The following is a 25609-nucleotide window of genomic DNA, read 5'->3' on the forward strand; positions in this document are numbered from 1 at the left end:
CTTGCAGGGAATTAGTTAGTCGTGGATACTTTTTCCTATCCCCCGGTCTGCACCCGATGCCTACCTGGACTTTTTCAAAGAGGAGATCCCTTCATGCACAAGCGCATTCTTCCGGCAGTGGCGCTCGGCGCCGCCGCCACGATCGCCCTGGCCGGCTGTGCCGGCGGCAGTGGCGACAACGGCTCGGCCGACGGTGAGGGCAAGGAGCTCACCGTCTGGATCATGAAGGGGACCAACCCCGACGCGACCGCGTTCTACGACAAGGTCTCCGAGGCCTTCGAGGAGGAGACCGGCGCGACCGTCAAGATCGAGGAGATCCAGTGGGCCGACGCCCACGACCGCTTCGTCACCTCGATCGCCGGCGGCACCACCCCCGACATCGCCGAGACCGGCACCACCTGGACCGCCGAGTTCGCCGACGCCGGCGCGCTCCTCCCGATCGACGAGTACGTCGACGGCGAGAAGGGCCTGCGCGACGACCTGGTCGAGGGCCTCTCGGTCGCGGGCACGTACGACGACGAGCTCTACGGCATGCCGTGGTACGCCGGCGTCCGCTCGATCGTCTACCGCACCGATGTCTTCGAGGAGCTCGGGCTCGAGGCTCCGAAGACGTGGGACGACATCGTCACCGCGGGCGAGGCCATCAAGGCCGCCAAGCCCGACATGCTGCCCTTCCCGGTCGCGGGCGACGCCGAGTTCCAGGTCTACCCCTGGGTCTGGGGCGCCGGCGGCGAGATCGCCACGAAGGACGGCGACACCTGGACGAGCGAGCTGGACAGCGCCGAGTCGCAGGCCGGCATCGAGTTCTACACGGGCCTGGCCACCGAGCACGGCTTCTCCTCCGCGGGTGCCACCACCTGGAAGGAGACCGACCTCCGTGACGCGTTCACGCAGGGCAACGTCGCCATGATGCTCTCCGGATCGTGGACCCCGAACGCGCTCGTCGAGGCCAACCCCGAGCTCGAGGGCAAGATCGGCGCCGCGGTCATCCCCGGCCAGGACGGCGGCATCGCCCCGTCCGTGCTCGGCGGCTCGCACCTGTCGATCTTCAACACCACCAAGAACGCCGACCTGGCGTGGGAGTTCGTCAAGCTCATGACCACCGGCAAGTTCGCCGAGCAGTGGTCGGACGAGACCGGCTACTTCCCGGGCGTGCAGTCCGCGATGGAAGAGGCCCTCGCCTCGACCGACCCGCTCGTCGCCCCGTTCGCGGAGCAGATGGTCGACGGCGGCGCGTCCGTCCCGGTCACCCCGAACTTCGGCGCCGTGCAGGCGAAGAAGACGACCAACGCCATGATCCAGGCCATCCTCAGCGGGCAGAAGGACGTCGCGACCGCGACGAAGGACGCCGCTGCGGAGATGACCGAACTGCTCAACCAGTAAGGAACCACTCCTTCCATGTCGATGGTGCAAGCGCCACTGCCGGCCACGAAGGCGGAGTCCACCTCCGCCTCCGTGGCCGGCGGCCGGAAGAAGCGAGGACTCTCGCTCGTCACGGCCCGTCCCTGGCTTCTCCTCGCGCCCGGGCTGATCATCCTCGCGGTGCTCATGCTCTGGCCGCTCGTCCAGGTGTTCATCTACTCGCTGCAGGACTACGGACTGCGCGAGATCAACACCGGCGAGAACAACTGGATCGGCCTGGACAACTACGTCGAGGCGCTCACCAACCCGACCCTGTGGACGGTGGTGCTCCCCAACACGGTCGGCTTCGCGGCCGTCGCGGTGTTCACCACCGTCGCACTCGGGACCCTGGTCGCGCTGCTGCTCGCGCGCCTCGGCACCGTGTGGCGCACCATCGTGTCCAGCTGCATCATGGTCGCGTGGGCGATGCCCGCCGTGACCGGCACCTACGTCTGGACGTTCATCTTCGATGCCGACCGCGGCATCTTCAACTCGGTGCTCCAGGACCTCGGCCTCATCGACGGCCAGGTCAACTGGTTCACCAACCAGTGGTCGTTCTACGCGATCGTGCTGCTCAACGTCGTCCACCACGGCTTCCCGTTCGTGGCGATCACGGTCCTCGCCGGGCTCCTCGGCGTCTCGAAGGAGATGCTGGAGGCCGCGGCCCTCGACGGCGCCGGTGCGTGGCGCCGGTTCTGGAAGATCATCTTCCCCACGCTCAAGCCCGTGTTCTCGGTCGTCATCATCCTGTCGACCATCTGGGACTTCAAGGTCTTCGCGCAGGTCTACCTGATGCCCGGCGGCAGCGGCGGCAACCGCCAGGTGCTGAACCTGGGCGTGTGGTCGTACGTGGAGTCGTTCGGGCAGAACCGCTACGGCTTCGGCGCCGCACTCGCGGTGCTGCTCACCCTCGTCCTGATCGGCATCACGATCGTGTACATCCGGTCGCTCATGAAGGAGGACGAGCTGTGAACCCGCGCCCCCGGCTCCGCTCGCGCATCGGTCTCGGGATCGGCGTCGCCGCCGTCCTGATCTTCACGCTGTTCCCCGTGTACTGGATGGTCTCCAGCGCACTCGACGGCAAGGCCTCCAGCGGTGGGCAGTCGCTCCTGCCGCAGGAGTTCACGTTCGACAACTTCGCGTTCGTGCTCACCGAGGGCGGCTTCGGCACCTACCTGCGCAACTCCGCCATCGTCGCGCTCGTCACGGTGCTCGTCAGCGCGCTGGTGTGCCTGCTCGCGGCGGTCGCCGTCGCGCGCTTCCGCTTCAAGTTCCGCACCACGATCCTCATGATGATCCTCGTCGTGCAGATGGTGCCGCTCGAGGCGCTCGTGATCCCGCTGTTCCTCCAGGTGAAGAGCCTCGGCCTGCTCAACAGCATCATCGGTCTGATGGTGGTGTACGTGGCGCTGTCGCTCGCGTTCGGAATCTGGATGCTGCGCGGCTTCGTCGCGGCCGTGCCCGTCGAGCTGGAGGAGGCCGCGTACATCGACGGCGCCAGCTGGTGGCGCATGTTCCGCTCGGTGCTGCTGCCGCTCGTGATGCCGGGTCTCGTCGCGACCAGCATCTTCAGCTTCATCACCGCCTGGAACGAGTTCATCTTCGCGATGACGATCCTCGGTGCCCAGACCGACCAGTACACGGTGTCGATCGGCCTCAAGTCGTTCTTCGGCCTCTACTCCAACGACTGGGGCAGCATCATGGCCGCATCGACCATCATCACCGTGCCGGTCATGATCTTCTTCGTGATCGTGCAGCGTCGGCTCTCCGCCGGCATGGTCGCCGGGGCGGTGAAGGGATGACCGACGAGCTGGAGCGCCTGGCGAACGGCGTGCTGTGGCCGGGCTTCCTCGGTACGGAGGCGCCCGCGTGGCTTCTCGATGAGCTGCGCGATGGACTGGCCGGTGTCGTGTACTTCGGGCAGAACGTCGGAGAGGGGCTGCCGGCGCTGAGCGCCCAGATCCTCGACGCGAACCCCGCGGCGCTGATCGGCGTCGACGAGGAGGGCGGCAGCGTCACGCGCCTGGAGTCGGCCACCGGTTCCACGCTCCCCGGCGCGGCGCAGCTCGGCACGCTCGACGATCTCGTCGCCTCGGAGCGCACCGGTGCGGAGCTCGCCCGCCGCGTGCGGGCGGTGGGCGGGAACGTCGTGCTCGGCCCGGTCGCCGACGTCAACACCGATCATCGCAACCCGGTCATCGGCGTGCGGTCCTTCGGCGCGGACACGGAGCTCGTGTCGCGCCACGCGGTCGCGATGCTCGACGGCATCCAGGACGGCGGGGCGGCGGCGTGCGTGAAGCACTTCCCGGGTCACGGCGACACCCACGTCGACTCGCACCATGCGCTGCCCCGGATCGACCTCGACCTCGACGAGTACGAGCGCGAGCACCTGGAGCCGTTCCGTGCCGCGGTGGAGGCGGGCGTCGACGCCGTCATGACCGCGCACATCGTGGTTCCCGGGTGGGGCGACGCTCCGGCGACCCTCAACCCGCGCGTGCTCGGCATCCTGCGCGACTGGGGCTTCGACGGCGTGATCATCACCGACGCGCTCGACATGGCCGCGATCCGCGAGACCGTCGGGCTCGGCGGCGGCGCGGCACGTGCCCTCGCCGCCGGCGTCGACCTGCTGTGCATCGGCAATCCGACCAACCCCGGCGAGGCGGCGCTGCCCGACCAGGATCTGCGCGACTTCCGTGCTGCGCGCGACGGGATCGTGGCTGCGCTGCGCGACGGCTCGCTGTCGCGCGAGCGCGTGGAGGAGGCCGCGGGACGCGTGGCCGCCCTCGCCGCGAAGCTGCAGGCGCAGGCTGCCCGCGAGCACGCCGGGCAGCAGCCCGTGGACGGCTTCGACGCGCAGGACATCGCCCGGCGCGCGGTGACCCTCGTGGGCGCGACGCCGGAGTCGGCCGAGGCGCTCGCGGTGATCGACGCCCGCCGTCGCTCGACCCTCGCCGTCGACAGCGCCGCGTCGTACGTGGCCAGCGCCCTCGCGGGCGACGGTGTGCGCGTCCGGCTCGATGTCGCCGCGCGTCCCGTGACGGAGCAGGACGACGTGATCGCCGAGGTCGTCGCGGCCCCTGGCACCACGGTGGTGCTGGTGGACCGGCCAGACGCGGAGCCGGCACAGCGCGCTCTCGTGGAACGCACCGCCGCCCGCGACCCGCACGCGGTCGTGGTGAACGTGGGGCTGCCCGCCCGCACCCCGCTTCCCCTGCCGACCGTCGAGGTCGGGGCGGCCAGCAGGCTCGGGGCGCAGACCGCACGGGAGGCACTCCTGGGTCGCTTCCCGCTACGGCAGAGGTCGACCACCGCCGGTTGAGACGGGATCAGCGCATGGACGACGACGTTCTGGCCACGGTGCGGCGCTCCCTGCCCAGGCTGAGCGCGGCCGAGGGCCGCGTGGCCGAGACCATCCTCGGCGACCCCACGCTCGTCGTCGACCTCGCGATCAACGATCTCGCGCAGCTGTGCCGCACGTCGCTGTCCACCGTGGCGCGGTTCGCCCAGTCGCTGGGGTTCAGCGGCTACCGCGAGCTGCGGGTCGCGGTCGCCCGCTCGGTCACGCTCGCCCAGGCGCAGCAGGCGCGCTTCGGCCTGGACACCACCGCGATCGATCCGCACGACGGGCCAGGCGCGATCGCGGCGAAGCTCGCGGCGCAGGAGATCGACGCGATCGAGAAGACCGCCCGTGCGCTCGATGAGGCCGCCCTCGACCGGGTCGCGCGTGCGCTGGTGGCCGCCCGCCACATCGACCTGTTCGGTCAGGCGGCGTCGTCGCTGACGGCGCAGGATCTGCAGTTGAAGCTGTCGCGCATCGGGTGCTCGGTGTCGCACTCCGCCGATCCGCACCTGGCGATCACGACCGCGTCGCTGCGTTCGCCCGAGGACGTCGCGATCGCCTTCTCGCACGGCGGGGAGACGGCCGAGACGGTCAGGGCGCTGGAGGTGACGCGCGACACCGGAGCGCTCGCGGTCGCCGTGACCAGCGATGCGGACTCCCCGCTCGCGGCGGTGGCGGACGTGGTGCTGCTCAGCCAGGCGCAGGAGTCGCCGTATCGCATGGCGGCGATGTCGAGTCGGATCGCACAGCTCGCCCTGATCGACGTGCTGTTCGTGCGCGTGGTGCAGCACCGCGGGGAGCCGGTGGCCGTGTCCCTGCAGCGCACGCACGATGCCGTGCCGCCGCGCCGTCCGCGCCGCGCGTAGGGGGGTGACGGCAGGGAGGCTCAGTCCACGTGGTCGCGGGTGCTGGCGATCGCGCGCGTGGCGATGCGGTGCGCACGGGCCAGGCTGCCGCTGAGCGAGAGCCCGGCGAGCACCCCGGCGAGGAAGCCGCCGGCGAACGCGTCTCCCGCGCCGATCGTCTCCACGACGGGCGCGTCGAGGGCGTCGCTCTGCGAGCGATCCCCGCGGTCGAACGCCACGGCGCCGGCCGGGTCGGTCACCACGACGAACCGCGGCTCGGGGAACAGCGCGCGGAGGGCGTCGGGGTCGCTCGTGCCGAACACCGCCGCGGCGTCCGGCCTGGTGCAGAACAGCACGTCGGCGTCGCGGGCGAGTCCGCCCAGCAGGCGCTTCGCGTGGTCTTCCCTCCCGCGCCAGAGCGCCGGGCGCCAGTTGAGGTCGAAGCTCAGCAGCGCGTGAGCGGGACGGTGGTCGCGGAACAGCGCATCCTGCGCGGCGGCGGCCGAGTCCGACAGGGCTGGCGTGATGCCCGAGGTGTGCACGAGCGCGGCACGGGCGAGGAGGGCAGCGGCCGCGGGCGTCTCGAGGGTGCGCGGAGACAGTGCGGCGGCGGCCGACCCTGCCCGGTAGTAGTGCATCGTGCCCTCGACCGTGCCGTCCGGCCGGGGCGACAGCTCCTTGACGTACAGCCCGGTCGGCGCGTCCGCATCGACCTCGATCGCGCTGTCGTCCACGCCGTGGGCGCGGAGCTCGCCCGTCAGGAATCGGCCGAACCCGTCGTCGCCCACGCGCGAGACCACGGCCGTCTCCACTCCCGCCGAGGCGAGCGCGATCGCGGTGTTCCACTCCGCGCCCGCGAGCGACCGGTCGAACGTGCGGCAGATCTCCAGGGCACCGGCGGTGGCCGGGACGAGGGCGACCATGCCCTCGCCGAAGCAGACGGCGAGCGGGGTGGACTCTGGCACGTTCTCGACGGTACCCGATCCCGAGTCCCGCGCGTGTCGATACCGGATCGCAACCTCCGGCTATTTGGCATCCGCGATCCGGCTGGGTACCTTCGAGGAATCACCGTCTCCGGGGCGACGACGCCCCGGGTACGCGCATCGAAGCGCCCGACAGGGAAGGTCACACAATGCACCAGTCAGCCATGCGTCGGCGAGGGATCGTCGCCGTCACCGGAGCGGCCATCGCGGCTCTCGCTCTCGCCGGATGCGTCGCCAGCGAGCGCGGCGACAACGGTTCGGAGGGCTCGGGCGACGTCGACGGCACGTTCGTCTTCGCCGCGTCGTCCGATCCGGCGAGCCTCGACCCCGCGTTCGCGCAGGACGGCGAGACGTTCCGCGTCTCCCGCCAGATCTTCGAGGGTCTGGTGGGCACCGAGCCGGGCACCGCCGACCCCGCGCCGCTGCTGGCGGAGTCGTGGGAGTCGTCCGAGGACGGCATGTCGCACACCTTCCAGCTGAAGGAGGGGGTGACCTTCCAGGACGGCACCCCGTTCAACGCCGAGGCGGTCTGCTACAACTTCGACCGCTGGTACAACTGGACCGGTCTGGCCGCCTCCGAGGCGTTCGGCTACTACTACAACAAGCTCTTCAAGGGCTACGCGTCGAACCCCGCCGACGCCGTCTACAAGTCGTGCACGCCCGACGGTGAGAACTCCGTCACGATCGAGCTGAACAAGCCGTTCGCCGGATTCATCGCCTCGCTGTCGCTGCCCGCGTTCGGCATGCAGAGCCCGTCCGCCATGCAGGAGTTCGGCGCCGATGAGGTCGGCGGGTCGGCCGAGGCGCCGCAGCTGTCCGAGTACGCGATGGGCCACCCGGTCGGCACGGGCCCCTACCAGTTCGAGGAGTGGGCGCCGGGCGAGCAGGTCACGCTCAAGGCCTACGACGACTACTGGGGCGACGCGGGTCAGGTCGACGAGATCATCTTCCGCACGATCGACGACCCGACGGCCCGCCGCCAGGCGCTCGAGTCCGGCTCGATCGACGGCTACGACCTCGTCGGTCCCGCCGACACCAAGGCGCTCGAGGACGACGGCTTCACGATGGTGTCGCGCCCGCCGTTCACGATCCTGTACCTGGCGTTCAACCAGGCCGTGCCCGAGCTGCAGGACCCGAAGGTGCGCGAGGCCCTCTCGTACGCGGTCGACAAGGACGCGCTGATCAGCCAGGTGCTGCCCGAGGGCACGCAGAAGGCCACGCAGTTCGTGCCCGAGGTCGTCAACGGCTACAACCCCGACGTCACGACCTACGACTACGACCCCGAGAAGGCCAAGGCTCTGCTCGCGGAGGCCGGCTACGACGAGTCGAACCCGCTGAAGCTCACCTTCAACTACCCGGTCAACGTGTCGCGTCCCTACATGCCGGACCCCGAGCAGATCTTCACGGTGCTGTCGTCGCAGCTGTCCGAGGTCGGCGTGGAGACCACCCCGGTGTCGGAGGAGTGGGTCGAGTACCTCGACCGCACGACCGGCACCTCCGACCACGGCATCCACCTGCTGGGCTGGACGGGCGACTACAACGACACCGACAACTTCGTCGGCGTGTTCTTCGGCCAGCAGAGCTCGGAGTGGGGCTTCGACAACCCGGAGCTGTTCCAGAAGCTGACCGAGGCTCGCGGCGTGTCCAACCTGGAGGAGCAGACCGCGCTGTACGAGGACATCAACGAGATGGTGGCGGAGTTCATCCCCGGCGTCCCGCTCGCGCACCCGGCTCCGACGCTCGCGTTCGACCCGCGCGTGAAGAGCTACCCTGCCAGCCCGGTGAACGACGAGGTCTTCACGGACATCGTCCTCACCAAGTAACGGCCTGACCGACCGAGACCCCTTCGTCTCGTCGCTCCGCTCCTCGTTCAGGGACCGGATCGGGAAACACCATCCCGGTTCGGTCCCTGAACGAGCGGAGCGAGACGACGGGCCTGATCGACGGAGATCTTCGTGCTGCGCACCATCGGCAGGCGACTGCTGTTCCTCATCCCCACCCTGTTCGGGCTCAGCATCCTGCTGTTCGCCTGGGTCAGGGCCCTTCCCGGCGGCCCCGCGGTCGCCCTCCTCGGCGAGAAGGCCACACCCGAGGCGATCGCCAGGGTCAACGAGCTCTACGGCTTCAACAAGCCGCTCATCGAGCAGTACTTCATCTGGATCACGCGCCTGCTGCAGGGCGACTTCGGCACCTCGATCCAGACCAACCGTCCGGTGGTGGAGGAGTTCTTCCGCCGGTTCCCCGCCACGATCGAGCTGAGCGTCATGGCGCTCATCTTCGCGGTGGGCGTCGGCATCCCGCTCGGCTACTGGGCCGCGCGGCGACACGGCAAGTTCACCGATCACGCCTCGGTCGTGCTGAGCCTGATCGGCATCACCATCCCGGTGTTCTTCCTGGCGTTCATCCTCAAGTACGTCTTCGCGGTGCAGCTGGGCTGGCTGCCGTCCGACGGGCGGCAGAACCCGCGGATAGACGCGACGCATCCCACCGGGTTCTACGTGTGGGACGGCATCATCACCGGCGAGTTCGACGCGGCGTGGGACGCCATCCTGCACCTCATCCTCCCGGCGCTCGCGCTCGGCACGATCCCGCTGGCGATCATCGTGCGCATCACGAGGGCGAGCGTGCTCGAGGTGCAGAACGCCGACTACGTCCGCACCGGGCGCGCGAAGGGCGTCGGCTCGTCGACGCTGCGCAGCCGCTTCATCCTGCGCAACGCCATGCTGCCGGTGATCACCACGATCGGTCTGCAGACGGGACTGCTGATCTCGGGGGCGGTGCTCACCGAGACGGTGTTCGCGTTCCCCGGCATCGGCTCGTTCCTGGCGCGGGCCATCTTCACGCGGGACTTCCCGGTGCTCCAGGGCTTCATCATCTTCATCGCGATCGCGTACGCGCTGATCAACCTGGCGGTGGACGTCTCCTACAGCTTCATCGACCCGAGAGTGAGGGTGCAGTGATGTCCCTCCTCATCGTCCGAAAGGAGGCGGTCGCATGAGCATCGCCCTCCCACCCGCACAGGGACCCTCCGCCGAGAGCGGGGGAAGCATCGACACCGTCGCGATCGCCCAGGCCGATCTGAAGAACGGCGGCGGCTTCTGGAGCGACGTGTTCCGTCGACTCCGCCGCAACCCGACCGCATGGATCGGCGCGGTCATCGTGCTCGTCTTCCTGGCGATCGCCCTGCTGGCACCGGTGATCGCCCCGTATCCGGAGACCGCGCTCCCCGGCGCGAAGTTCATCACCCCGACGCACATCCCCGGACCGGGCGAGCTGCCGGAGTTCCCGCTCGGGCTCGACCGCTTCGGCGGCGACGTGCTCTCGAAGCTGATCTGGGGCGCGCAGGCGTCGCTGCTCATCGGTGTCGTCTCGACCGCGATGGGGCTCGTCGGCGGCATGCTGCTCGGGCTCATCGCCGGCACGTTCGGCGGCTGGGTCGACACGGTCATCATGCGCGTGGTCGACATCATCCTGTCCGTGCCGAACCTGCTGCTGGCGGTGTCGATCGCGGCGATCCTCGGCCAGACGCCGTTCGCGGTCATGATCGCGATCGGTGCCTCGCAGGTGCCGATCTTCGCGCGGCTGCTGCGGGCGTCGATGCTGCAGCAGCGCTCCAGCGACTACGTGCTCTCGGCGCAGACGCTGGGCCTCGGCCGCGGCCGGATCACGATGTCGCACGTGCTCCCCAACGCGATCGGCCCCGTGATCGTGCAGGGCACGCTGACGCTGGCGACCGCGGTGATCGACGCGGCGGCGCTGTCGTTCCTCGGGCTCGGCGGCGGCCGCCCCGAGACCGCCGAGTGGGGGCGCATGCTCACCTACGCCCAGGCGGAGCTGGCGATCGCGCCGTGGCTGGCGTTCCTGCCCGGCATCTGCATCGCGGTCACCGCGCTCGGCTTCACCCTGCTGGGTGAGGCGCTGCGCGAGGCCATGGACCCGAGGACGAGGGCACGATGAACACGCGAGACGAGGGCGCCGCGCGCGCCGCGAGGGAGAACCGCATGTCGGACGAGCCGCTGCTGTCGGTCGAGGGACTGGCGGTCGACTTCGCCACCATGGACGGCGTCGTGCACGCGGTCGAGGGCGTCGACCTGGAGATCCGGCCGGGCGAGACGGTCGCGATCGTGGGCGAGTCCGGGTCGGGCAAGTCCACCACCGCGATGGCCATCATCGGGCTGCTCGCCGGGGGCGGGAAGGTCGCGGCGGGCAGTATCCGCCTGGACGGCCGCGAGATCGCGCACGCCTCGGAGAACGAGCTGCGCACGATCCGGGGGCGCGACATCGGCCTGGTCCCGCAGGACCCGATGTCGAACCTCAACCCGGTCGCCAAGATCGGCACGCAGGTCGCCGAGACGCTGCTCGCGCATGGCCTGGCCACGCGGCAGAACGTGCAGGGGAAGGTCGTCGAGGCGCTCACGGCCGCGGGCCTGCCCGATCCGGAGCGCCGCGCGAAGCAGTATCCGCACGAGTTCTCCGGCGGTATGCGCCAGCGCGCGCTGATCGCGATCGGGCTGGCGTGCAAGCCGCGGCTGCTGATCGCCGACGAGCCCACCAGCGCGCTCGACGTCACGGTGCAGCAGACCATCCTCGACCAGATCGGCGAGATGACGCGCGAGCTCGGCACGGCGGTGCTGCTCATCACGCACGACCTCGGTCTCGCGGCCGAGCGGGCGGAGCGGGTCGTGGTGATGCACCGCGGCAAGGTGGTCGAGCAGGGGCCGGCGCGGCAGATCCTGGAGGACCCGCAGCACCCGTACACGCAGTCGCTCGTGAAGGCGGCGCCCTCGGTCGCGGTCGCCCGGCTGCGGCCGGAGGCGTTCGTGCGCGACACGTCCGCCGCCGAGCAGCCCGCGGAGGAGAAGCCGCGCGACCACATCGTCGAGATCGAGAACCTCACGAAGGTGTATCCGGTGCGGGGCAAGCACGAGGACTTCGTGGCCGTCGATGACGTGTCGCTGGCGATCCCGCGCGGCGAGACGGTCGCGATCGTCGGGGAGTCCGGCTCGGGCAAGACGACGACCGCCCGCATGCTGCTCAAGCTGATCGAGCCCACCAGCGGACTCATCCGCTACGAGGGCAAGGACGTCTCGACGCTCAGCAGGGCGGAGACGAAGGAGTTCCGGCAGCGCGTGCAGCCGATCTTCCAGGACCCGTACTCGAGCCTGAACCCGATGTTCACGATCGAGCGTTTGATCGCCGAGCCCCTGGAGTTCTATCGGCGGGGGAGTGGCGCCGACCGTCGCAAGCGCGTGCGGCAGCTGCTCGACGACGTGGCGCTGCCGCAGTCGATGCTGCGCCGCTACCCGTCGGAGCTGTCGGGCGGTCAGCGGCAGCGCGTCGCGATCGCCCGGGCGCTCGCGCTCTCGCCCGACCTCATCGTGTGCGACGAGCCGGTGTCGGCGCTCGACGTGCTGGTGCAGGACCAGATCCTGCGGCTGCTCGGCGACCTGCAGCGGGAGTACGGCCTGAGCTACCTGTTCATCTCGCACGACCTCGCGGTGGTGCGGCTCATCAGCGACTACGTGTGCGTGATGAAGGACGGGAAGCTGGTCGAGGCAGCGACGTCGGAGGAGATCTTCACGAATCCGCGCGACCCCTACACGCGGCGCCTGCTCGCCTCGATCCCGGGCAACGAGCTCGGCATCGCGTCCTGAGACGGGGGAGCGAGCGCCAATACCGCAGGTTCTGAGATTGGTCAAGGACTGTGCTTGCCATGTCGCGGAATCGTGGGTATAGTTGGTAGTTGCGCTCGCTCCTCCCTGCCCTCATATGGTGGTCGGCATCCGTTGAGCTCTCGAGCGCGAACTCCACCTGACGACAAAGGAATCGAGAAGCCCTGCGGGGCTCACGGAGGTTATTCCCTTGGCTGCTGCTCCCAACGCATCCACATCCACCACCACCAAGAACGGACGCGGAGCTTCCCGTCTTTCGTTCGCCAAGATCTCCGACACGCTGACGGTCCCCGACCTTCTCGCTCTGCAGACCGAGTCCTTCGGTTGGCTCGTCGGCAACGACGCCTGGAAGGCGCGCGTGGCCGAGGCGAAGGCCGCCGGTCGCACCGACGTGAACGAGAACAGCGGTCTGGGCGAGATCTTCGAGGAGATCTCCCCGATCGAGGACCTCGGCGAGACGATGCAGCTGTCGTTCACGAACCCGTACCTGGAGCCGGAGAAGTACTCCATCGAGGAGTGCAAGGAGCGTGGCAAGACCTACGCCGCGCCGCTGTACGTCGAGGCCGAGTTCATGAACCACCTCACGGGTGAGATCAAGACGCAGACGGTCTTCATGGGCGACTTCCCCCTGCAGACCGACAAGGGCACGTTCATCATCAACGGCTCCGAGCGCGTCGTCGTTTCGCAGCTCGTCCGCTCGCCCGGTGTCTACTTCGACAAGACGCCCGACAAGACCTCCGACAAGGACATCGTCTCGGCGCGCGTCATCCCGAGCCGCGGTGCCTGGCTCGAGTTCGAGATCGACAAGCGCGACCAGGTGGGCGTGCGCGTCGACCGCAAGCGCAAGCAGTCCGTCACGGTCTTCCTCAAGGCGCTGGGCATGACCAGCGAGGAGATCCTGGCCGAGTTCGCCGGCTACACCTCCATCGAGGAGACGCTCGCGAAGGACACGATCGTCACCAAGGAAGACGCGCTGCGCGACATCTACCGCAAGCTGCGTCCGGGCGAGCAGGTGGCCGCCGAGGCCGCCCGCGCGCTGCTCGACAACTTCTACTTCAACCCGAAGCGCTACGACCTCGCCAAGGTCGGCCGGTACAAGATCAACCACAAGCTGGGTCTCGACACCCCGCTGACGGAGTCGGTGCTGACGGTGCAGGACATCGTCGCGACCATCAAGTACCTGGTGCGTCTGCACGCCGGCACCGAGGAGACCTTCGAGGGCATCCGCGGCGGCAAGAAGACGGAGATCCGTCTCGCGACCGACGACATCGACAACTTCGGCAACCGTCGCATCCGCGCGGTCGGCGAGCTGATCCAGAACCAGGTCCGCACGGGTCTGTCCCGCATGGAGCGCGTCGTCCGCGAGCGCATGACCACGCAGGACATCGAGGCCATCACGCCGCAGACGCTGATCAACGTGCGCCCCGTCGTCGCTGCGATCAAGGAGTTCTTCGGAACCTCGCAGCTGTCGCAGTTCATGGACCAGAACAACCCGCTCGCGGGTCTGACCAACAAGCGCCGCCTCTCGGCCCTCGGCCCCGGTGGTCTGAGCCGCGACCGCGCCGGCGTCGAGGTCCGTGACGTCCACCCCTCGCACTACGGCCGCATGTGCCCGATCGAGACCCCGGAAGGCCCGAACATCGGCCTGATCGGTGCGCTCGCGACCTTCGCGCGCATCAACTCCTTCGGCTTCATCGAGACCCCGTACCGCAAGGTCGTCGACGGTGTCGTGACCGAGCAGATCGACTACCTCACGGCGTCCGAGGAGGTCGACTTCAACATCGCGCAGGCCAACGCGCCGCTCGATGCGAAGGGTCGCTTCCGCGAGAGCCACGTGCTCGCGCGCCCCAAGGGCGGTAGCGGTGAGGTCGACCTGTTCCTGCCGGAGGAGATCGGCTACATCGACGTCTCGCCGCGCCAGATGGTGTCGGTCGCGACTTCGCTCGTGCCCTTCCTCGAGCACGACGACGCGCAGCGCGCGCTCATGGGCGCCAACATGCAGCGCCAGGCCGTGCCGCTGCTGCGCAGCGACTCGCCGCTCGTCGGCACCGGTATGGAGGGTTACACCGCCATCGACGCGGGCGACGTGATCACCGCCGAGAAGGCCGGTGTCGTCTCCGAGGTCTCCGCCGACCGCGTCGTGGTCATGCTCGACGAGGGCGGCACGCAGGAGTACCACCTGCGCAAGTTCGACCGCTCGAACCAGGGCACCTCCTACAACCAGAAGGTCGTCGTGTCGGCCGGTGAGCGCGTCGAGGTCGGCGAGGTCATCGCCGACGGCCCCGCCACCGAGAACGGCGAGCTGGCCCTCGGCAAGAACCTCCTCGTCGCGTTCATGACGTGGGAGGGCTACAACTTCGAGGACGCCATCATCCTGAGCCAGGACCTGGTGAAGGACGACACCCTCTCGTCGATCCACATCGAGGAGTACGAGGTCGACGCCCGCGACACCAAGCTCGGCAAGGAGGAGATCACCCGTGACCTCCCCAACGTCAGCCCCGAGCTGCTGAAGGATCTCGACGAGCGCGGCATCATCCGCATCGGTGCCGAGGTCCGCCCCGGCGACATCCTCGTCGGCAAGGTCACGCCGAAGGGTGAGACCGAGCTGTCGGCCGAGGAGCGCCTGCTCCGCGCGATCTTCAACGAGAAGAGCCGCGAGGTCCGCGACACGTCGCTGAAGGTGCCGCACGGTGAGCAGGGCACGATCATCGCCGTCAAGGAGTTCAACGCCGAGGACGGCGACGACGAGCTCGGCTCCGGCGTGAACCGCCGCGTCGTGGTCTACATCGCCCAGAAGCGCAAGATCACCGAGGGTGACAAGCTCGCCGGCCGTCACGGCAACAAGGGTGTCATCGCGAAGATCCTGCCCGTCGAGGACATGCCGTTCCTCTCGGACGGCACGCCGGTCGACATCGTCCTCAACCCGCTGGGCATCCCGGGTCGAATGAACTTCGGCCAGGTGCTCGAGACCCACCTCGGGTGGATCGCGAAGCAGGGCTGGAAGGTCGAGGGCACCCCGGAGTGGGCCGCCAAGCTGCCGGAGCAGGCCTTCGAGGCCGCCCCCGGCACCAAGGTCGCGACCCCGGTGTTCGACGGCGCCAGCGAGGAGGAGATCGCCGGTCTGCTCGACTCGACGCTCCCGACGCGTGACGGCCTGCGCCTGATCGACTCGAGCGGCAAGACGCAGCTGTTCGACGGCCGCTCCGGCGAGCCGTTCCCGGCGCCGATCTCCGTGGGCTACATGTACATCCTGAAGCTCCACCACCTGGTGGACGACAAGATCCACGCCCGCTCCACCGGTCCGTACTCGATGATCACCCAGCAGCCGCTCGGTGGTAAGGCGCAGTTCGGTGGACAGCGCTTCGGTGAGATGGAGGTGTGGGCCCTCGAGGCCTACGGCGCCGCGTACGCCCTCCAGGAGCTCCTCACGATCAAGTCCGACGACATCCTCGGCCGCGTCAAGGTGTACGAGGCGATCGTCAAGGGCGAGAACATCCAGGAGCCCGGCATCCCGGAGTCGTTCAAGGTGCTCATGAAGGAGATGCAGTCGCTCTGCCTGAACGTCGAGGTCCTCTCGGCCGACGGCACGCTGGTCAACCTCCGCGACACCGACGACGAGGCGTTCCGCGCCGCAGAGGAACTCGGTATCAACATCTCCAGCCGCTTCGAGGCCGCCTCGATCGACGAGATCTAATCCTTCGGGAGCCGGGGACCGCCGTGTCCCCGGCTCACCGAAGCAGACTTCTCAAACAGAATTCCGACACAGGAGAACTAGTGCTCGAGTCCACAACCTTCGATGAGCTTCGCATCGGCCTGGCGACCGCAGACCACATCCGCGCGTGGTCCTACGGCGAGGTCAAGAAGCCCGAAACCATCAACTACCGCACCCTCAAGCCGGAGAAGGACGGTCTCTTCGGAGAGCAGATCTTCGGCCCGTCCCGTGACTGGGAGTGCGCCTGCGGCAAGTACAAGCGCGTCCGCTTCAAGGGCATCGTCTGTGAGCGCTGTGGCGTGGAGGTCACCAAGAGCTCCGTCCGCCGTGAGCGCATGGGTCACATCGAGCTCGCCGCTCCCGTCACCCACATCTGGTACTTCAAGGGCGTGCCCTCGCGCCTCGGCTACCTGCTCGACATGGCGCCGAAGGACCTCGAGAAGGTCATCTACTTCGCCGCCTACATGGTCATCTCGGTCGACGAGGATGCTCGTCACCGCGACCTGGGCACGCAGGAGAACAACATCCGCCTCGAGCTGAAGACGCTCGGCGACCGCCGCGACGCCAAGATCGCGGAGCGCCTGGCCAAGCTGGAGGAGGAGCTCGCGGCTCTCGAGGCCGATGGTGCCAAGGCCGACGCCAAGAAGAAGGTCAAGGACGCCGCCGAGAAGGAGATGTCGCTCATCCGCAAGGGTGCCGACGAGGCGATCCTGAAGCTGGAGCGCGTGTGGGAGGACTTCCGCACGCTCGAGGTCGGTGCCCTGCGCCCGGAGGACGACGTCTTCCACGAGCTGCAGGACCGCTTCGGCCAGTACTTCGAGGCCTACATGGGTGCCGAGGCGATTCAGCGTCGCCTGGCCGCGTTCGACCTGACCGCCGAGGCCGAGAGCCTGCACCTGCAGATCTCGGAGGGCAAGGGCCAGCGCAAGATCCGTGCGATCAAGCGCCTCAAGGTCGTCAACTCGTTCCTCGAGACCGGCATGAGCCCGGCCGCGATGGTGCTCGACGTCGTTCCGGTGATCCCGCCGGAGCTGCGTCCGATGGTGCAGCTCGACGGTGGCCGCTTCGCGACCTCCGACCTGAACGACCTGTACCGCCGCGTGATCAACCGCAACAACCGTCTCCGTCGCCTGATCGACCTCGGTGCCCCCGAGATCATCGTCAACAACGAGAAGCGGATGCTGCAGGAGGCCGTCGACGCGCTGTTCGACAACGGCCGCCGTGGTCGCCCCGTCACCGGTACCGGCAACCGTGCACTGAAGTCCCTGAGCGACATGCTCAAGGGAAAGCAGGGTCGTTTCCGTCAGAACCTGCTCGGCAAGCGTGTCGACTACTCGGGCCGTTCGGTCATCGTGGTCGGCCCGCAGCTCAAGCTGCACCAGTGCGGTCTGCCCAAGCAGATGGCGCTCGAGCTGTTCAAGCCGTTCGTCATCAAGCGCCTGATCGACCTGGGTCACTCGCAGAACATCAAGGCCGCGAAGCGCGCCGTCGAGCGCACGCGTCCCGAGGTCTGGGACGTGCTCGAGGAGATCATCCGCGAGCGTCCGGTTCTGCTCAACCGTGCACCCACCCTGCACCGTCTGGGCATCCAGGCGTTCGAGCCGCAGCTCGTGGAGGGCAAGGCCATCCAGCTGCACCCGCTCGTCTGCGCGGCGTTCAACGCCGACTTCGACGGTGACCAGATGGCCGTGCACCTGCCGCTGTCGGTCGAGGCTCAGGCCGAGGCCCGCGTGCTGATGCTCGCGTCGAACAACATCCTCAAGCCGTCGGACGGCCGTCCGGTGACCCTGCCCTCGCAGGACATGATCATCGGTCTGCACCACCTGACCACGGTCAAGGCCGGCGCCAAGGGCGAGGGCCGTGCGTTCGGCTCCGTCGGTGAGGCGCAGCTCGCGTACGACGAGGGCACGCTCGACCTGCAGGCGAAGGTCCGCATCCGCATCCCGGGTCTGGCCTTCCTGGAGGGCGAGGCTCCCGAGGGCTACGAGAAGCACGGTCTGGTCGACGCCTCGCTCGGTCAGGCGATCTTCAACGACGCGCTGCCGAAGGGCTACCCCTTCGTCCGCGAGCAGGCCGACAAGGGCAAGCTGTCGCAGATCGTCAACAAGCTGGCCGAGGAGTACCCCAAGGTCGAGACGGCCGCCACGCTGGACCGCATCAAGGATGCCGGCTTCTACTGGGCGACCCGTTCGGGTGTCACCGTCGCGCTGAGCGACATCCTCACCCCGCCGAACAAGGCGGAGATCGTCGCGGGCTACGAGAAGCAGGCCGCGAAGGTCCAGTCCCAGTACGAGAAGGGCCTCACGACCGACGCCGAGCGTCGTCAGGAGCTCATCAAGATCTGGACCGAGGCGACCGACGAGGTGCAGGCCGCGATGAAGGCGCACTTCCCGGAGGACAACACCATCAACCGCATGGTGTCCTCGGGCGCCCGTGGTAACTGGCTGCAGATCCGGAACATCGCCGGTATGCGTGGTCTGGTGAACAACCCCAAGGGTGAGATCATCCCGCGTCCGATCATCTCCTCGTACCGCGAGGGTCTGTCGGTGGCGGAGTACTTCATCGCGACGCACGGTACCCGTAAGGGTCTGGCCGACACCGCTCTGCGTACCGCCGACTCGGGTTACCTGACCCGTCGTCTGGTGGACGTCTCGCAGGACGTCATCATCCGCGAAGAGGACTGTGGCACGTCGAAGGGCCTCGAGCTCCCGATCGCCGCGCCGAACTCGCAGGGTGAGCTGGTGCGCGACGCGAACGTCGAGAACTCGGTGTTCGCCCGGACGCTGGCCTCCGACGTCGTGAACGCGGCGGGCGAGGTCCTCGCCTCGGCCGGCGACGACGTGGGCGACGTGCTCATCGACAAGCTGGTCGCTGCGGGTGTCGAGACCATCAAGGTCCGCTCGGTCCTGACCTGCGACTCCGCCGTCGGCGTGTGCGCGCAGTGCTACGGTCGTTCGCTCGCGACCGGCAAGACGGTCGACATCGGTGAGGCCGTCGGCATCATCGCGGCCCAGTCGATCGGTGAGCCCGGTACCCAGCTGACGATGCGTACCTTCCACACCGGTGGTTCCGCGTCGGCCGACGACATCACGCAGGGTCTGCCCCGTGTGCAGGAGCTGTTCGAGGCCCGTACCCCCAAGGGTGCGTCGCCGATCGCCGAGGCCGACGGCCGCATCACGATCGACGAGACCGACAAGGCCAAGAAGGTCATCCTGACGCCCGACAACGGCGACGAGCCCGTCGTCTACCCGGTGCTGAAGCGTGCGACGCTCCTCGTCGAGGACGGCCAGCACGTCTCGGTCGGTCAGCCCCTGCAGGTCGGCACGCTCGACCCCAAGGAGGTCATGCGCGTCATGGGTGCCCGCGAGGTGCAGAAGTACCTCGTCGGCGGCGTGCAGGGCGTGTACCGCTCGCAGGGTGTGCCGATCCACGACAAGCACATCGAGGTCATCGTCCGCCAGATGCTCCGCAAGGTCACCGTCGTCGACCACGCCGACACGACCCTGCTGCCGGGTGAGATGGTCGACCTGAAGCGCTACCAGCAGATCAACCGCGAGGCCGTGGCCGAGGGCAAGCGCCCCGCGTCGGGTCGCCCGGAGCTGATGGGTATCACGAAGGCGTCGCTCGCGACCGAGTCGTGGCTGTCCGCCGCGTCCTTCCAGGAGACGACCCGCGTGCTCACGCAGGCCGCCATGGAGGGCAAACGCGACCCGCTGGTCGGTCTCAAGGAGAACGTCATCATCGGTAAGCTCATCCCCGCCGGAACCGGTCTCTCGAAGTACCGCGACGTCACGGTCGAGGCCACCGAGGAAGCCAAGAGCGAGCGCTACCCGAACCGGATCTTCGCATCCGACGGCGCGTACGCGGACGGCGACTTCGGCTACGTCGACTTCGACGCGTTCTCGACGGACGACATCACCCCCGGTACCTACAACTGAGGTGTGACTGAGTGAACGAAGGCCCCGGGCATCGCCCGGGGCCTTCGTCGTCCCTCGTCGCGTTCGGGCACGCAGTTCGGCAGCGCTCCGGAGCGCGGGCGGGCGCGGTAGGGTCGGCGAGTGAGCACTGAGACTTCCCCCGGCGGCTCGGCCGTCGTCATCGGAGACGCCCTGATCGACGAGATCCGGGATGACAGCGGCGTCCGCGAGTTCGTCGGCGGAGCCGCCCTGAACGTGGCGGTGGGTCTGCGGCGACTCGGAATCCCCACGACGCTCATCGCGATGGTCGGAGAAGACGTCGCAGGCGCGCACATCCGCGAGTATGTGGCGGACCACGGCGTGCGCCTGATCGCGAGCGCGGCGCCGCACGGGTCGTCGCGCGCCGTCGTGACGCGATCCGCCGGCGGCGAGCCCGCGTACGTCTTCAACCGTGCCGCCCAGGAGCGCACGATTCGCTACTCGGACGAGGCGGTGGCCGCGATCGCGGACGCCGACCTCGCGGTCGTCAGCTGCTTCCCGTTCGACGCACCCGCCGAGGTCGACGCGCTCGCGGCCGCCCTGGACGGTGCGCGCCTCGCGATCGATCCGAACCCGCGCACGGGCATGCTGAGCGACCGCGACGAGTTCGTGCGCGGCTTCGAGCGTCTGGCCGCGCAGGCCGAGGTCGTGAAGGTCGGCGCCGACGACGCGGCGGTGCTCTACGACGGCGACCTCGACGTGCTGCGCTCCCGTCTCCGGGGGCTCGGCGTGCGCGCGGTGCTGGCCACCGCGGGTGCGGACGGCGCGGTGCTCGAGTCCGACGCCGGCACTTCGACGGCCCCGATCTCCGCGCTGCCCGGGCGCCTCGTCGACACCGTGGGGGCGGGCGATGCGACGCTCGCCGCCGTCGCCGCCGGTCTGGTCGCCGCTGCCCCGCAGGCCGCAGGGGAGTGGGATGCCCTGCTGCGACGGGCCATGGACATCGCGGCCGCGACGTGCAGGGCCGAGGGCGGTCTGCTGCGCACGCCCGAGTCGCTCGCCGAGTCAGACCGCGGGGTGCACGGCAGCTGACGCCTCGATTTCTCGACCCCGCATCGTGCGGGTATGATGGATCTTCGTGCCCCCGGTTGGCTGTTGAAGTCGGACGGGTGCGCTCTGGCGAGTTACCCAAGTGGCCAAAGGGATCTGACTGTAAATCAGCCGTCTTCGACTTCGGGGGTTCGAATCCCTCACTCGCCACCACGGAAGCCCCCGCTCGTCGGGGGCTTCTTCCGTTTCGGCGCGCGTCTCACGAACCCGTGACACCGAGGCCCTCCGTCGGCCACACTGAGTGCCATGGGATCAGCGTTGACCACCATCGGACTGCCCGTCGCGCTCGGCATCATCATGCTGGGTCTGGGCCTCAGCCTCACCCTCGGCGACTTCGCGCGGGTGCTCAAGCAGCCGAGGGCGGTGATCGTCGCGCTGCTGTGTCAGCTGGTGCTCCTTCCGGCCGTCTGCTTCGGGCTCGTGCTGCTGTTCCAGCTGCCGCCGGTGCTGGCGGTGGGAATGATGATGCTCGCCGCGTCGCCGGGCGGCACCACGGCGAACCTGTACAGCCACCTGTTCCGCGGCGACATCGCCCTCAACATCTCGCTCACGGCGGTGAACTCGGTGATCGCGGTGATCACGCTGCCGATCATCACGAACCTCGCGATCGCCTACTTCCGCCCGTTCGATGACACGCTGGGGCTGCAGTGGTCGAAGGCCCTCGAGGTGTTCGCGATCGTGCTGCTGCCCGTCGCGCTCGGCATGCTGATCCGGCGGTTCTGGCCACGGTTCGCCGCGAGCATGGACAAACCGGTGCGCATCGCCTCGGTCGTCATCCTGATCGTCGTGATCGCGGGCGCCGTGGCCTCGAACTGGACGCTCCTGGTCGACAACGTGGCGCGTCTGGCTCTCATCACCGTGCTGTTCTGCCTGGTCAGCCTCGCGGTTGGATTCCTCATCCCGCGGATGCTGCGGGTGGGCAAGCGTCAGGCGATCGCGACGTCGTTCGAGATCGGCATCCACAACGCGACCCTGGCGATCGTGATCGCGCAGTCCGTGCTCGGTTCGGTGGAGCTGAGCCTCCCCGCGGCCGTCTACGGGGTGCTGATGTTCTTCATCGCGTTCGGCTTCGGGTTCCTCATCCGCGAGCGCAGCGGTGCGTCTGAAGCGCGGACCGCGCCCGCCGTCGAGGGCGTTTCCTAGACTGGAGTGATGCGAGCCCTCACCGAAGCCGACGTCCGGGCCTCGTTCGTGAACGCGGACGCGGACGAGCTGCGCGTCATGGAGATGCCGCACGACTTCCTCCTGGTCGACTGGGACTACCTCGACTTCTTCGCCTGGCGCGACCCGAGCGCGGGCAAGCGCGGCTACGTGCTGATCCAGCACGAGAGCCGCGTGGTCGGTGTCGTGCTGCGGGCGTCGGAGCCCGGTCGCGGGCGCTCCGGCATGTGCAACATCTGCCACACGATGCAGCCGGGCAACCAGGTCGCGCTGTTCTCCGCGCGACGGGCGGGCGAGGCCGGCGCTCGCGGCGACTCCTTCGGCACGTACATCTGCGCGGACCTCTCCTGTCACGAGAACGTGCGACTCGCGCATCCGCTCGCGCCGAACGAGATCCGCGCGGCGGGTCAGGCCGACTTCCGCCTCGACGGCACGCGCCGCCGGATGGAGGGGTTCGTCTCCCGCGTGTGGGAGCAGGGCTGAGTCCGGCTAGCCTGGATCCACACGTCCTGTGCTCGAGGGAGACGCCATGAGTGAAGCCATCCTGTTCGCGGTCGACGAGGGGATGGCGCGGCTGACGCTGAACCGTCCGGCTCGCCTCAACGCCTTCAACGCCGATCTGGCCCACGCCTGGCGTGACGCCACGGCCGAGGCCACCTCGCGGAGCGACGTGAAGGCGATCCTCCTCGACGCGGCGGGGCCGGCGTTCTGCGCGGGCGGCGACGTGATCGACATGGCGACCACGATGGGCGCCTCCGGTGCCGAGATCACCGCGCTCGCCGAGGTGATCAACGCGGGCATCCGCTCGCTGACCGAGTCGAGCATCCCGGTGGTCGCCGCCGCCCACGGTACGACGGCGGGTGGCGGGCTCGGCATCCTGCTCGCGACCGACTACGCCGTGGTCGGGGCACGATCGAAGCTCGGGAGCCTGTACGCCAACATCGGTCTCACGCCCGACCTGTCGGTGTCGGCGCAGCTGGCCCGTGCGATCGGTCAGCGCAGAGCGCTGCAGCTCGTGCTGCAGGATCGGCTGCTGACGGCGGCCGAGGCGCTGGAGTGGGGACTGGTGGCCGAGGTCGTGGAGGGCGAGGACGCGGCTGCGGAGGCGGAGGCCGTGCGCTCGCGCGCCGAGGAGGTCGCGCGCTTCTGGCTGGCCGGGGCCGCGGATGCCTATGGCCAGGCCAAGCGGCTGGTGCGGTCGCAGCCCGAGCGCACCTTCGTCGAGCAGCTGTCGGAGGAGGCGCGCTCGATCGGTGCCGCGCTCGAGACTCCCGACGCGCAGGCGCGGGTCGCCGCGTTCGCTGCGGCATCGGCGCGCAAGACGGCCTGACTCTTCCTCCCCAGCCACCGGTTTTCCTCGCGTCCGTCCGCACGGCGCGAAGATCCCCGAACCGGGACCGGCGCGCGTGGGAGGATGTGGACATCGATCGCCACTCGACGAGAGGACCCCCATGTCCCATCCGGACATCAGCACGCCGCCGCAGGCTGAGAAGAAGAACATGTCGCTGCTCATCCGAGGCTCGATCTGGGTGGCGATCGGCGCGCTGATCGCGGCCGCGCTCGTGTGCGTGGTGTGGGTGCTGATCGGCGACCAGAACGGCCTGATCGGTCGAGCCTTCCTCACGATCCTGCTCCTGGCCGCGTTCGCCGGCATCGCGATCCTGGAGGCCGGGCTCGCCCCCAATCGCCCGGACTGGCTCCAGCTCGCGAGCATGGTCAGCTGGGTCGTGGCGCTCCTGGTGGGGCTCGTGAAGATCTGGCTCCCGGAAGACGGCATCTACTTCGGGGCGGAGCGCTTCTTCCAACTCCTGCTCGTGATCGGAGTGCTCCAGCTCGCCCTGCTGCACGTGCGTCTGTTCACGAAGGCGGCGCAGCGCCACGTCACCACCTTCACGCGCGTCATCTTCATCGTGACGGTCGTGTTCCTCGGTGCGCTCGTGGCGATGCTCGTGTTCTTCCTCGCGTTCCCGAACACGTTCGACTACAGCGAGCTGTACTGGCGCATCGTGGTCGCCCTCACGATCCTGGTCGCGGTGGGCACCACGCTCATCCCCCTGCTGAACGCGCTCTTCGCGCCGAGGAGGGCCGCCACGCCGACGCCGCAGAACCCGGCTCCCGCGTGGCCCACGTTCGCCGACGGCCGCACCCCGCTCCCCGCACTGCCCGACGGCTCGCCCGACTGGAACGCGTACTACACCGGCTACCCGACGGCTCCGCAGCAGGCTCTCCCGCAGCCGCAGACCACGGCGTTCCCCGTGGTTCCCGAGGCCGCGGTCGCGCAGCCCGCGCCTCCGGCTGCGCCCTCCGCACCCCCGGTGGCCCAGCCCGGCCCTCCGGTACCGGACGCACCGGTGCCGCCCCGACCCGCCGCGCCGGAGCCCCCCGCGCCGCATCAGGGCGAACCTCCCGCGTTCCCGCCGCCCCCTCCCGCGCCGGGGAACCGGGCGTCGTGACAGTGTCACAGGAGCAGGAGCTCGGCGCGCTCGCCGCGGAGGTCGCTCGGGAGGCGGGGGAGCTCGCCAGGACACGCCGACAGCAGGGGGTCACCCTGGCCGCGACCAAGTCGACACTGGCCGACATCGTGACCGAGGCCGACCGCGAGGTCGAGGCGCTCATCCGCGACCGTCTGCTGACGGCGCGGCCGCACGACGGCTTCCTCGGCGAGGAGTCCGGTACGGCGGCGGGCGACAGCGGGATCACCTGGGTGGTCGACCCCATCGACGGCACCGTCAACTACGCCTACGACATCCCGGCCTACAACGTCAGCATCGCGGCCGTCCAGGGAGAGCCCGACCCGAGCCGGTGGGAGGCGCTCGCCGCCGCCGTGCACGCACCGGCCGTGGGGGAGACGTTCACCGCCGCTCGAGGTCACGGAGCCTGGCTCGACGGCAGGCGCCTCGAGGTCACGCAGGAGACACCGGCCGGCGCGCTCCTCGCCACCGGGTTCGGCTACGACCCCGCGACCCACGACGGCGACCTCGCGACCGTGCGCCGGGTGATGCCCATCGCGCGGGACCTCCGGCGGATGGGGTCGGCCGCACTCGACCTCGCGTACGTCGCCGCTGGTCGACTCGACGGCTACTTCGAGCGCGGACTGGCCCCCTGGGACCTCGCGGCGGGCGCGCTCTTGGTGAGCGAGGCGGGCGGCATCGTGACGCGCGTCGACACCGACTCCCCTCGGCCGCTGCTGATCGCCGGAGGACCAGCCGTGCACGCGCGGCTCACCGAGATCCTGTGCTGAGAAACCTGAACTGATACATGGCATTCCCAGGGTGATCGGGGTAGTGTTTACCCGATCGTTACTTTCACCACCCGAAGGTGAAAGCTGTCATTGCGCCCCCGAGCAACACGAACGACCGAGAGACTAGTTTTGCCCTTCGAGAATCCCCAGGCTGCCGCTGCGCCCACGCGTCGCTCCAGCCGTCATCGCACTGCGGCCACCGAGGCCCCGGCGACCGGGACGACGGCACCCCTCGCTCACGCGGAGAC

The 25609-nt window shown here is 69.0% G+C and carries 18 protein-coding genes and 1 tRNA gene; 18 read left to right on the plus strand and 1 reads right to left on the minus strand.

What is annotated here, in order from left to right; translation table 11 throughout:
* Nucleotides 1–93: 93 nt before the first annotated feature.
* The 5 genes from ACFWCH_RS09335 to ACFWCH_RS09355 are packed head-to-tail and all read left to right on the plus strand — an operon-like array spanning nt 94 to nt 5607.
* Complete coding sequence (locus ACFWCH_RS09335; protein ID WP_136032286.1) at nt 94–1383, plus strand: sugar ABC transporter substrate-binding protein; 1290 nt, start codon at nt 94–96, stop codon at nt 1381–1383.
* Between the two features lie 15 nt (nt 1384–1398).
* On the plus strand, nt 1399–2373 hold the full coding sequence (locus ACFWCH_RS09340) for a carbohydrate ABC transporter permease (protein WP_136032289.1): 975 nt from the start codon (nt 1399–1401) through the stop codon (nt 2371–2373).
* Nucleotides 2370–3203 carry a carbohydrate ABC transporter permease gene (locus ACFWCH_RS09345; RefSeq protein WP_136032291.1) on the plus strand — a complete coding sequence of 278 codons (834 nt, stop codon included), beginning with the start codon at nt 2370–2372 and terminating at the stop codon, nt 3201–3203. The genes ACFWCH_RS09340 and ACFWCH_RS09345 overlap by 4 nt, the downstream gene beginning before the upstream one ends.
* Nucleotides 3200–4720: a glycoside hydrolase family 3 protein gene (locus tag ACFWCH_RS09350; RefSeq protein WP_378803415.1), complete on the plus strand. Its 1521-nt coding sequence runs from the start codon at nt 3200–3202 to the stop codon at nt 4718–4720. Before ACFWCH_RS09345 ends, ACFWCH_RS09350 begins: the two co-directional genes overlap by 4 nt.
* 14 nt (nt 4721–4734) lie before the next feature.
* The gene (locus ACFWCH_RS09355; protein WP_136032295.1) at nt 4735–5607 is read left to right on the plus strand and encodes a MurR/RpiR family transcriptional regulator; all 873 of its coding nucleotides are present in this window, start codon (nt 4735–4737) and stop codon (nt 5605–5607) included.
* 20 nt (nt 5608–5627) lie between these two features.
* Here the strand turns inward: ACFWCH_RS09355 and ACFWCH_RS09360 are convergent, their stop codons facing one another.
* Nucleotides 5628–6551: a sugar kinase gene (locus tag ACFWCH_RS09360; RefSeq protein WP_378803416.1), complete on the minus strand. Its 924-nt coding sequence runs from the start codon at nt 6549–6551 to the stop codon at nt 5628–5630.
* Nucleotides 6552–6718: 167 nt separating this feature from the next.
* Between ACFWCH_RS09360 and ACFWCH_RS09365 the strand changes: the two genes are divergently transcribed.
* The 13 genes from ACFWCH_RS09365 (at nt 6719) to ACFWCH_RS09425 (ending at nt 25361) form a co-directional block, all read left to right on the plus strand.
* Complete coding sequence (locus ACFWCH_RS09365) at nt 6719–8392, plus strand: ABC transporter substrate-binding protein (protein ID WP_136032298.1); 1674 nt, start codon at nt 6719–6721, stop codon at nt 8390–8392.
* A 132-nt stretch (nt 8393–8524) separates the two neighbouring features.
* Nucleotides 8525–9529, plus strand: coding sequence for an ABC transporter permease (locus ACFWCH_RS09370; protein WP_136035908.1), 1005 nt, complete (start codon nt 8525–8527; stop codon nt 9527–9529).
* Between the two features lie 34 nt (nt 9530–9563).
* Entirely contained in the window at nt 9564–10526 is a 963-nt protein-coding gene (locus ACFWCH_RS09375; protein WP_136031619.1) for an ABC transporter permease, read from the plus strand.
* Nucleotides 10523–12223 (plus strand): ABC transporter ATP-binding protein, encoded by a 1701-nt coding sequence (locus tag ACFWCH_RS09380; RefSeq protein WP_378803417.1) that lies wholly within the window; start codon nt 10523–10525, stop codon nt 12221–12223. The genes ACFWCH_RS09375 and ACFWCH_RS09380 overlap by 4 nt, the downstream gene beginning before the upstream one ends.
* A 208-nt stretch (nt 12224–12431) precedes the next feature.
* On the plus strand, nt 12432–15935 hold the full coding sequence (locus tag ACFWCH_RS09385) for a DNA-directed RNA polymerase subunit beta (RefSeq protein WP_136031622.1): 3504 nt from the start codon (nt 12432–12434) through the stop codon (nt 15933–15935).
* 80 nt (nt 15936–16015) lie between these two features.
* A complete protein-coding gene (gene rpoC / locus ACFWCH_RS09390; protein WP_136035906.1) occupies nt 16016–19891 on the plus strand; it encodes a DNA-directed RNA polymerase subunit beta' in 3876 nt (1291 codons plus the stop codon).
* A gap of 120 nt (nt 19892–20011) precedes the next feature.
* Nucleotides 20012–20941, plus strand: coding sequence for a PfkB family carbohydrate kinase (locus tag ACFWCH_RS09395; protein WP_378803418.1), 930 nt, complete (start codon nt 20012–20014; stop codon nt 20939–20941).
* 86 nt (nt 20942–21027) lie between these two features.
* A tRNA-Tyr gene (locus tag ACFWCH_RS09400) sits at nt 21028–21112 on the plus strand.
* Nucleotides 21113–21217: 105 nt separating this feature from the next.
* Nucleotides 21218–22102: a bile acid:sodium symporter family protein gene (locus ACFWCH_RS09405; RefSeq protein WP_240745359.1), complete on the plus strand. Its 885-nt coding sequence runs from the start codon at nt 21218–21220 to the stop codon at nt 22100–22102.
* A 9-nt stretch (nt 22103–22111) separates the two neighbouring features.
* Nucleotides 22112–22603, plus strand: coding sequence for an FBP domain-containing protein (locus tag ACFWCH_RS09410; RefSeq protein WP_136036359.1), 492 nt, complete (start codon nt 22112–22114; stop codon nt 22601–22603).
* Nucleotides 22604–22649: 46 nt separating this feature from the next.
* Entirely contained in the window at nt 22650–23450 is an 801-nt protein-coding gene (locus ACFWCH_RS09415) for an enoyl-CoA hydratase/isomerase family protein (protein ID WP_136031649.1), read from the plus strand.
* Nucleotides 23451–23571: 121 nt separating this feature from the next.
* Complete coding sequence (locus ACFWCH_RS09420; RefSeq protein WP_378803419.1) at nt 23572–24573, plus strand: hypothetical protein; 1002 nt, start codon at nt 23572–23574, stop codon at nt 24571–24573.
* Between the two features lie 2 nt (nt 24574–24575).
* Nucleotides 24576–25361 (plus strand): inositol monophosphatase family protein, encoded by a 786-nt coding sequence (locus ACFWCH_RS09425; protein ID WP_378803852.1) that lies wholly within the window; start codon nt 24576–24578, stop codon nt 25359–25361.
* Nucleotides 25362–25609 lie beyond the last annotated feature (248 nt).

Source organism: Microbacterium sp. NPDC060132 (assembly GCF_042729675.1).
GTDB classification, from domain to species: Bacteria; Actinomycetota; Actinomycetes; order Actinomycetales; family Microbacteriaceae; genus Microbacterium; species Microbacterium sufflavum.

Coding starts and splice junctions, on each gene's coding strand:
- ACFWCH_RS09335 (WP_136032286.1), top strand. CDS start 94: ATGCACAAGCGCATTCTTCCGGCAGTGGCGCTCGGCGCCGCCGCCACG.
- ACFWCH_RS09340 (WP_136032289.1), top strand. CDS start 1,399: ATGTCGATGGTGCAAGCGCCACTGCCGGCCACGAAGGCGGAGTCCACC.
- ACFWCH_RS09350 (WP_378803415.1), top strand. CDS start 3,200: ATGACCGACGAGCTGGAGCGCCTGGCGAACGGCGTGCTGTGGCCGGGC.
- ACFWCH_RS09355 (WP_136032295.1), top strand. CDS start 4,735: ATGGACGACGACGTTCTGGCCACGGTGCGGCGCTCCCTGCCCAGGCTG.
- ACFWCH_RS09365 (WP_136032298.1), top strand. CDS start 6,719: ATGCACCAGTCAGCCATGCGTCGGCGAGGGATCGTCGCCGTCACCGGA.
- ACFWCH_RS09375 (WP_136031619.1), top strand. CDS start 9,564: ATGAGCATCGCCCTCCCACCCGCACAGGGACCCTCCGCCGAGAGCGGG.
- ACFWCH_RS09380 (WP_378803417.1), top strand. CDS start 10,523: ATGAACACGCGAGACGAGGGCGCCGCGCGCGCCGCGAGGGAGAACCGC.
- ACFWCH_RS09410 (WP_136036359.1), top strand. CDS start 22,112: ATGCGAGCCCTCACCGAAGCCGACGTCCGGGCCTCGTTCGTGAACGCG.
- ACFWCH_RS09415 (WP_136031649.1), top strand. CDS start 22,650: ATGAGTGAAGCCATCCTGTTCGCGGTCGACGAGGGGATGGCGCGGCTG.
- ACFWCH_RS09420 (WP_378803419.1), top strand. CDS start 23,572: ATGTCCCATCCGGACATCAGCACGCCGCCGCAGGCTGAGAAGAAGAAC.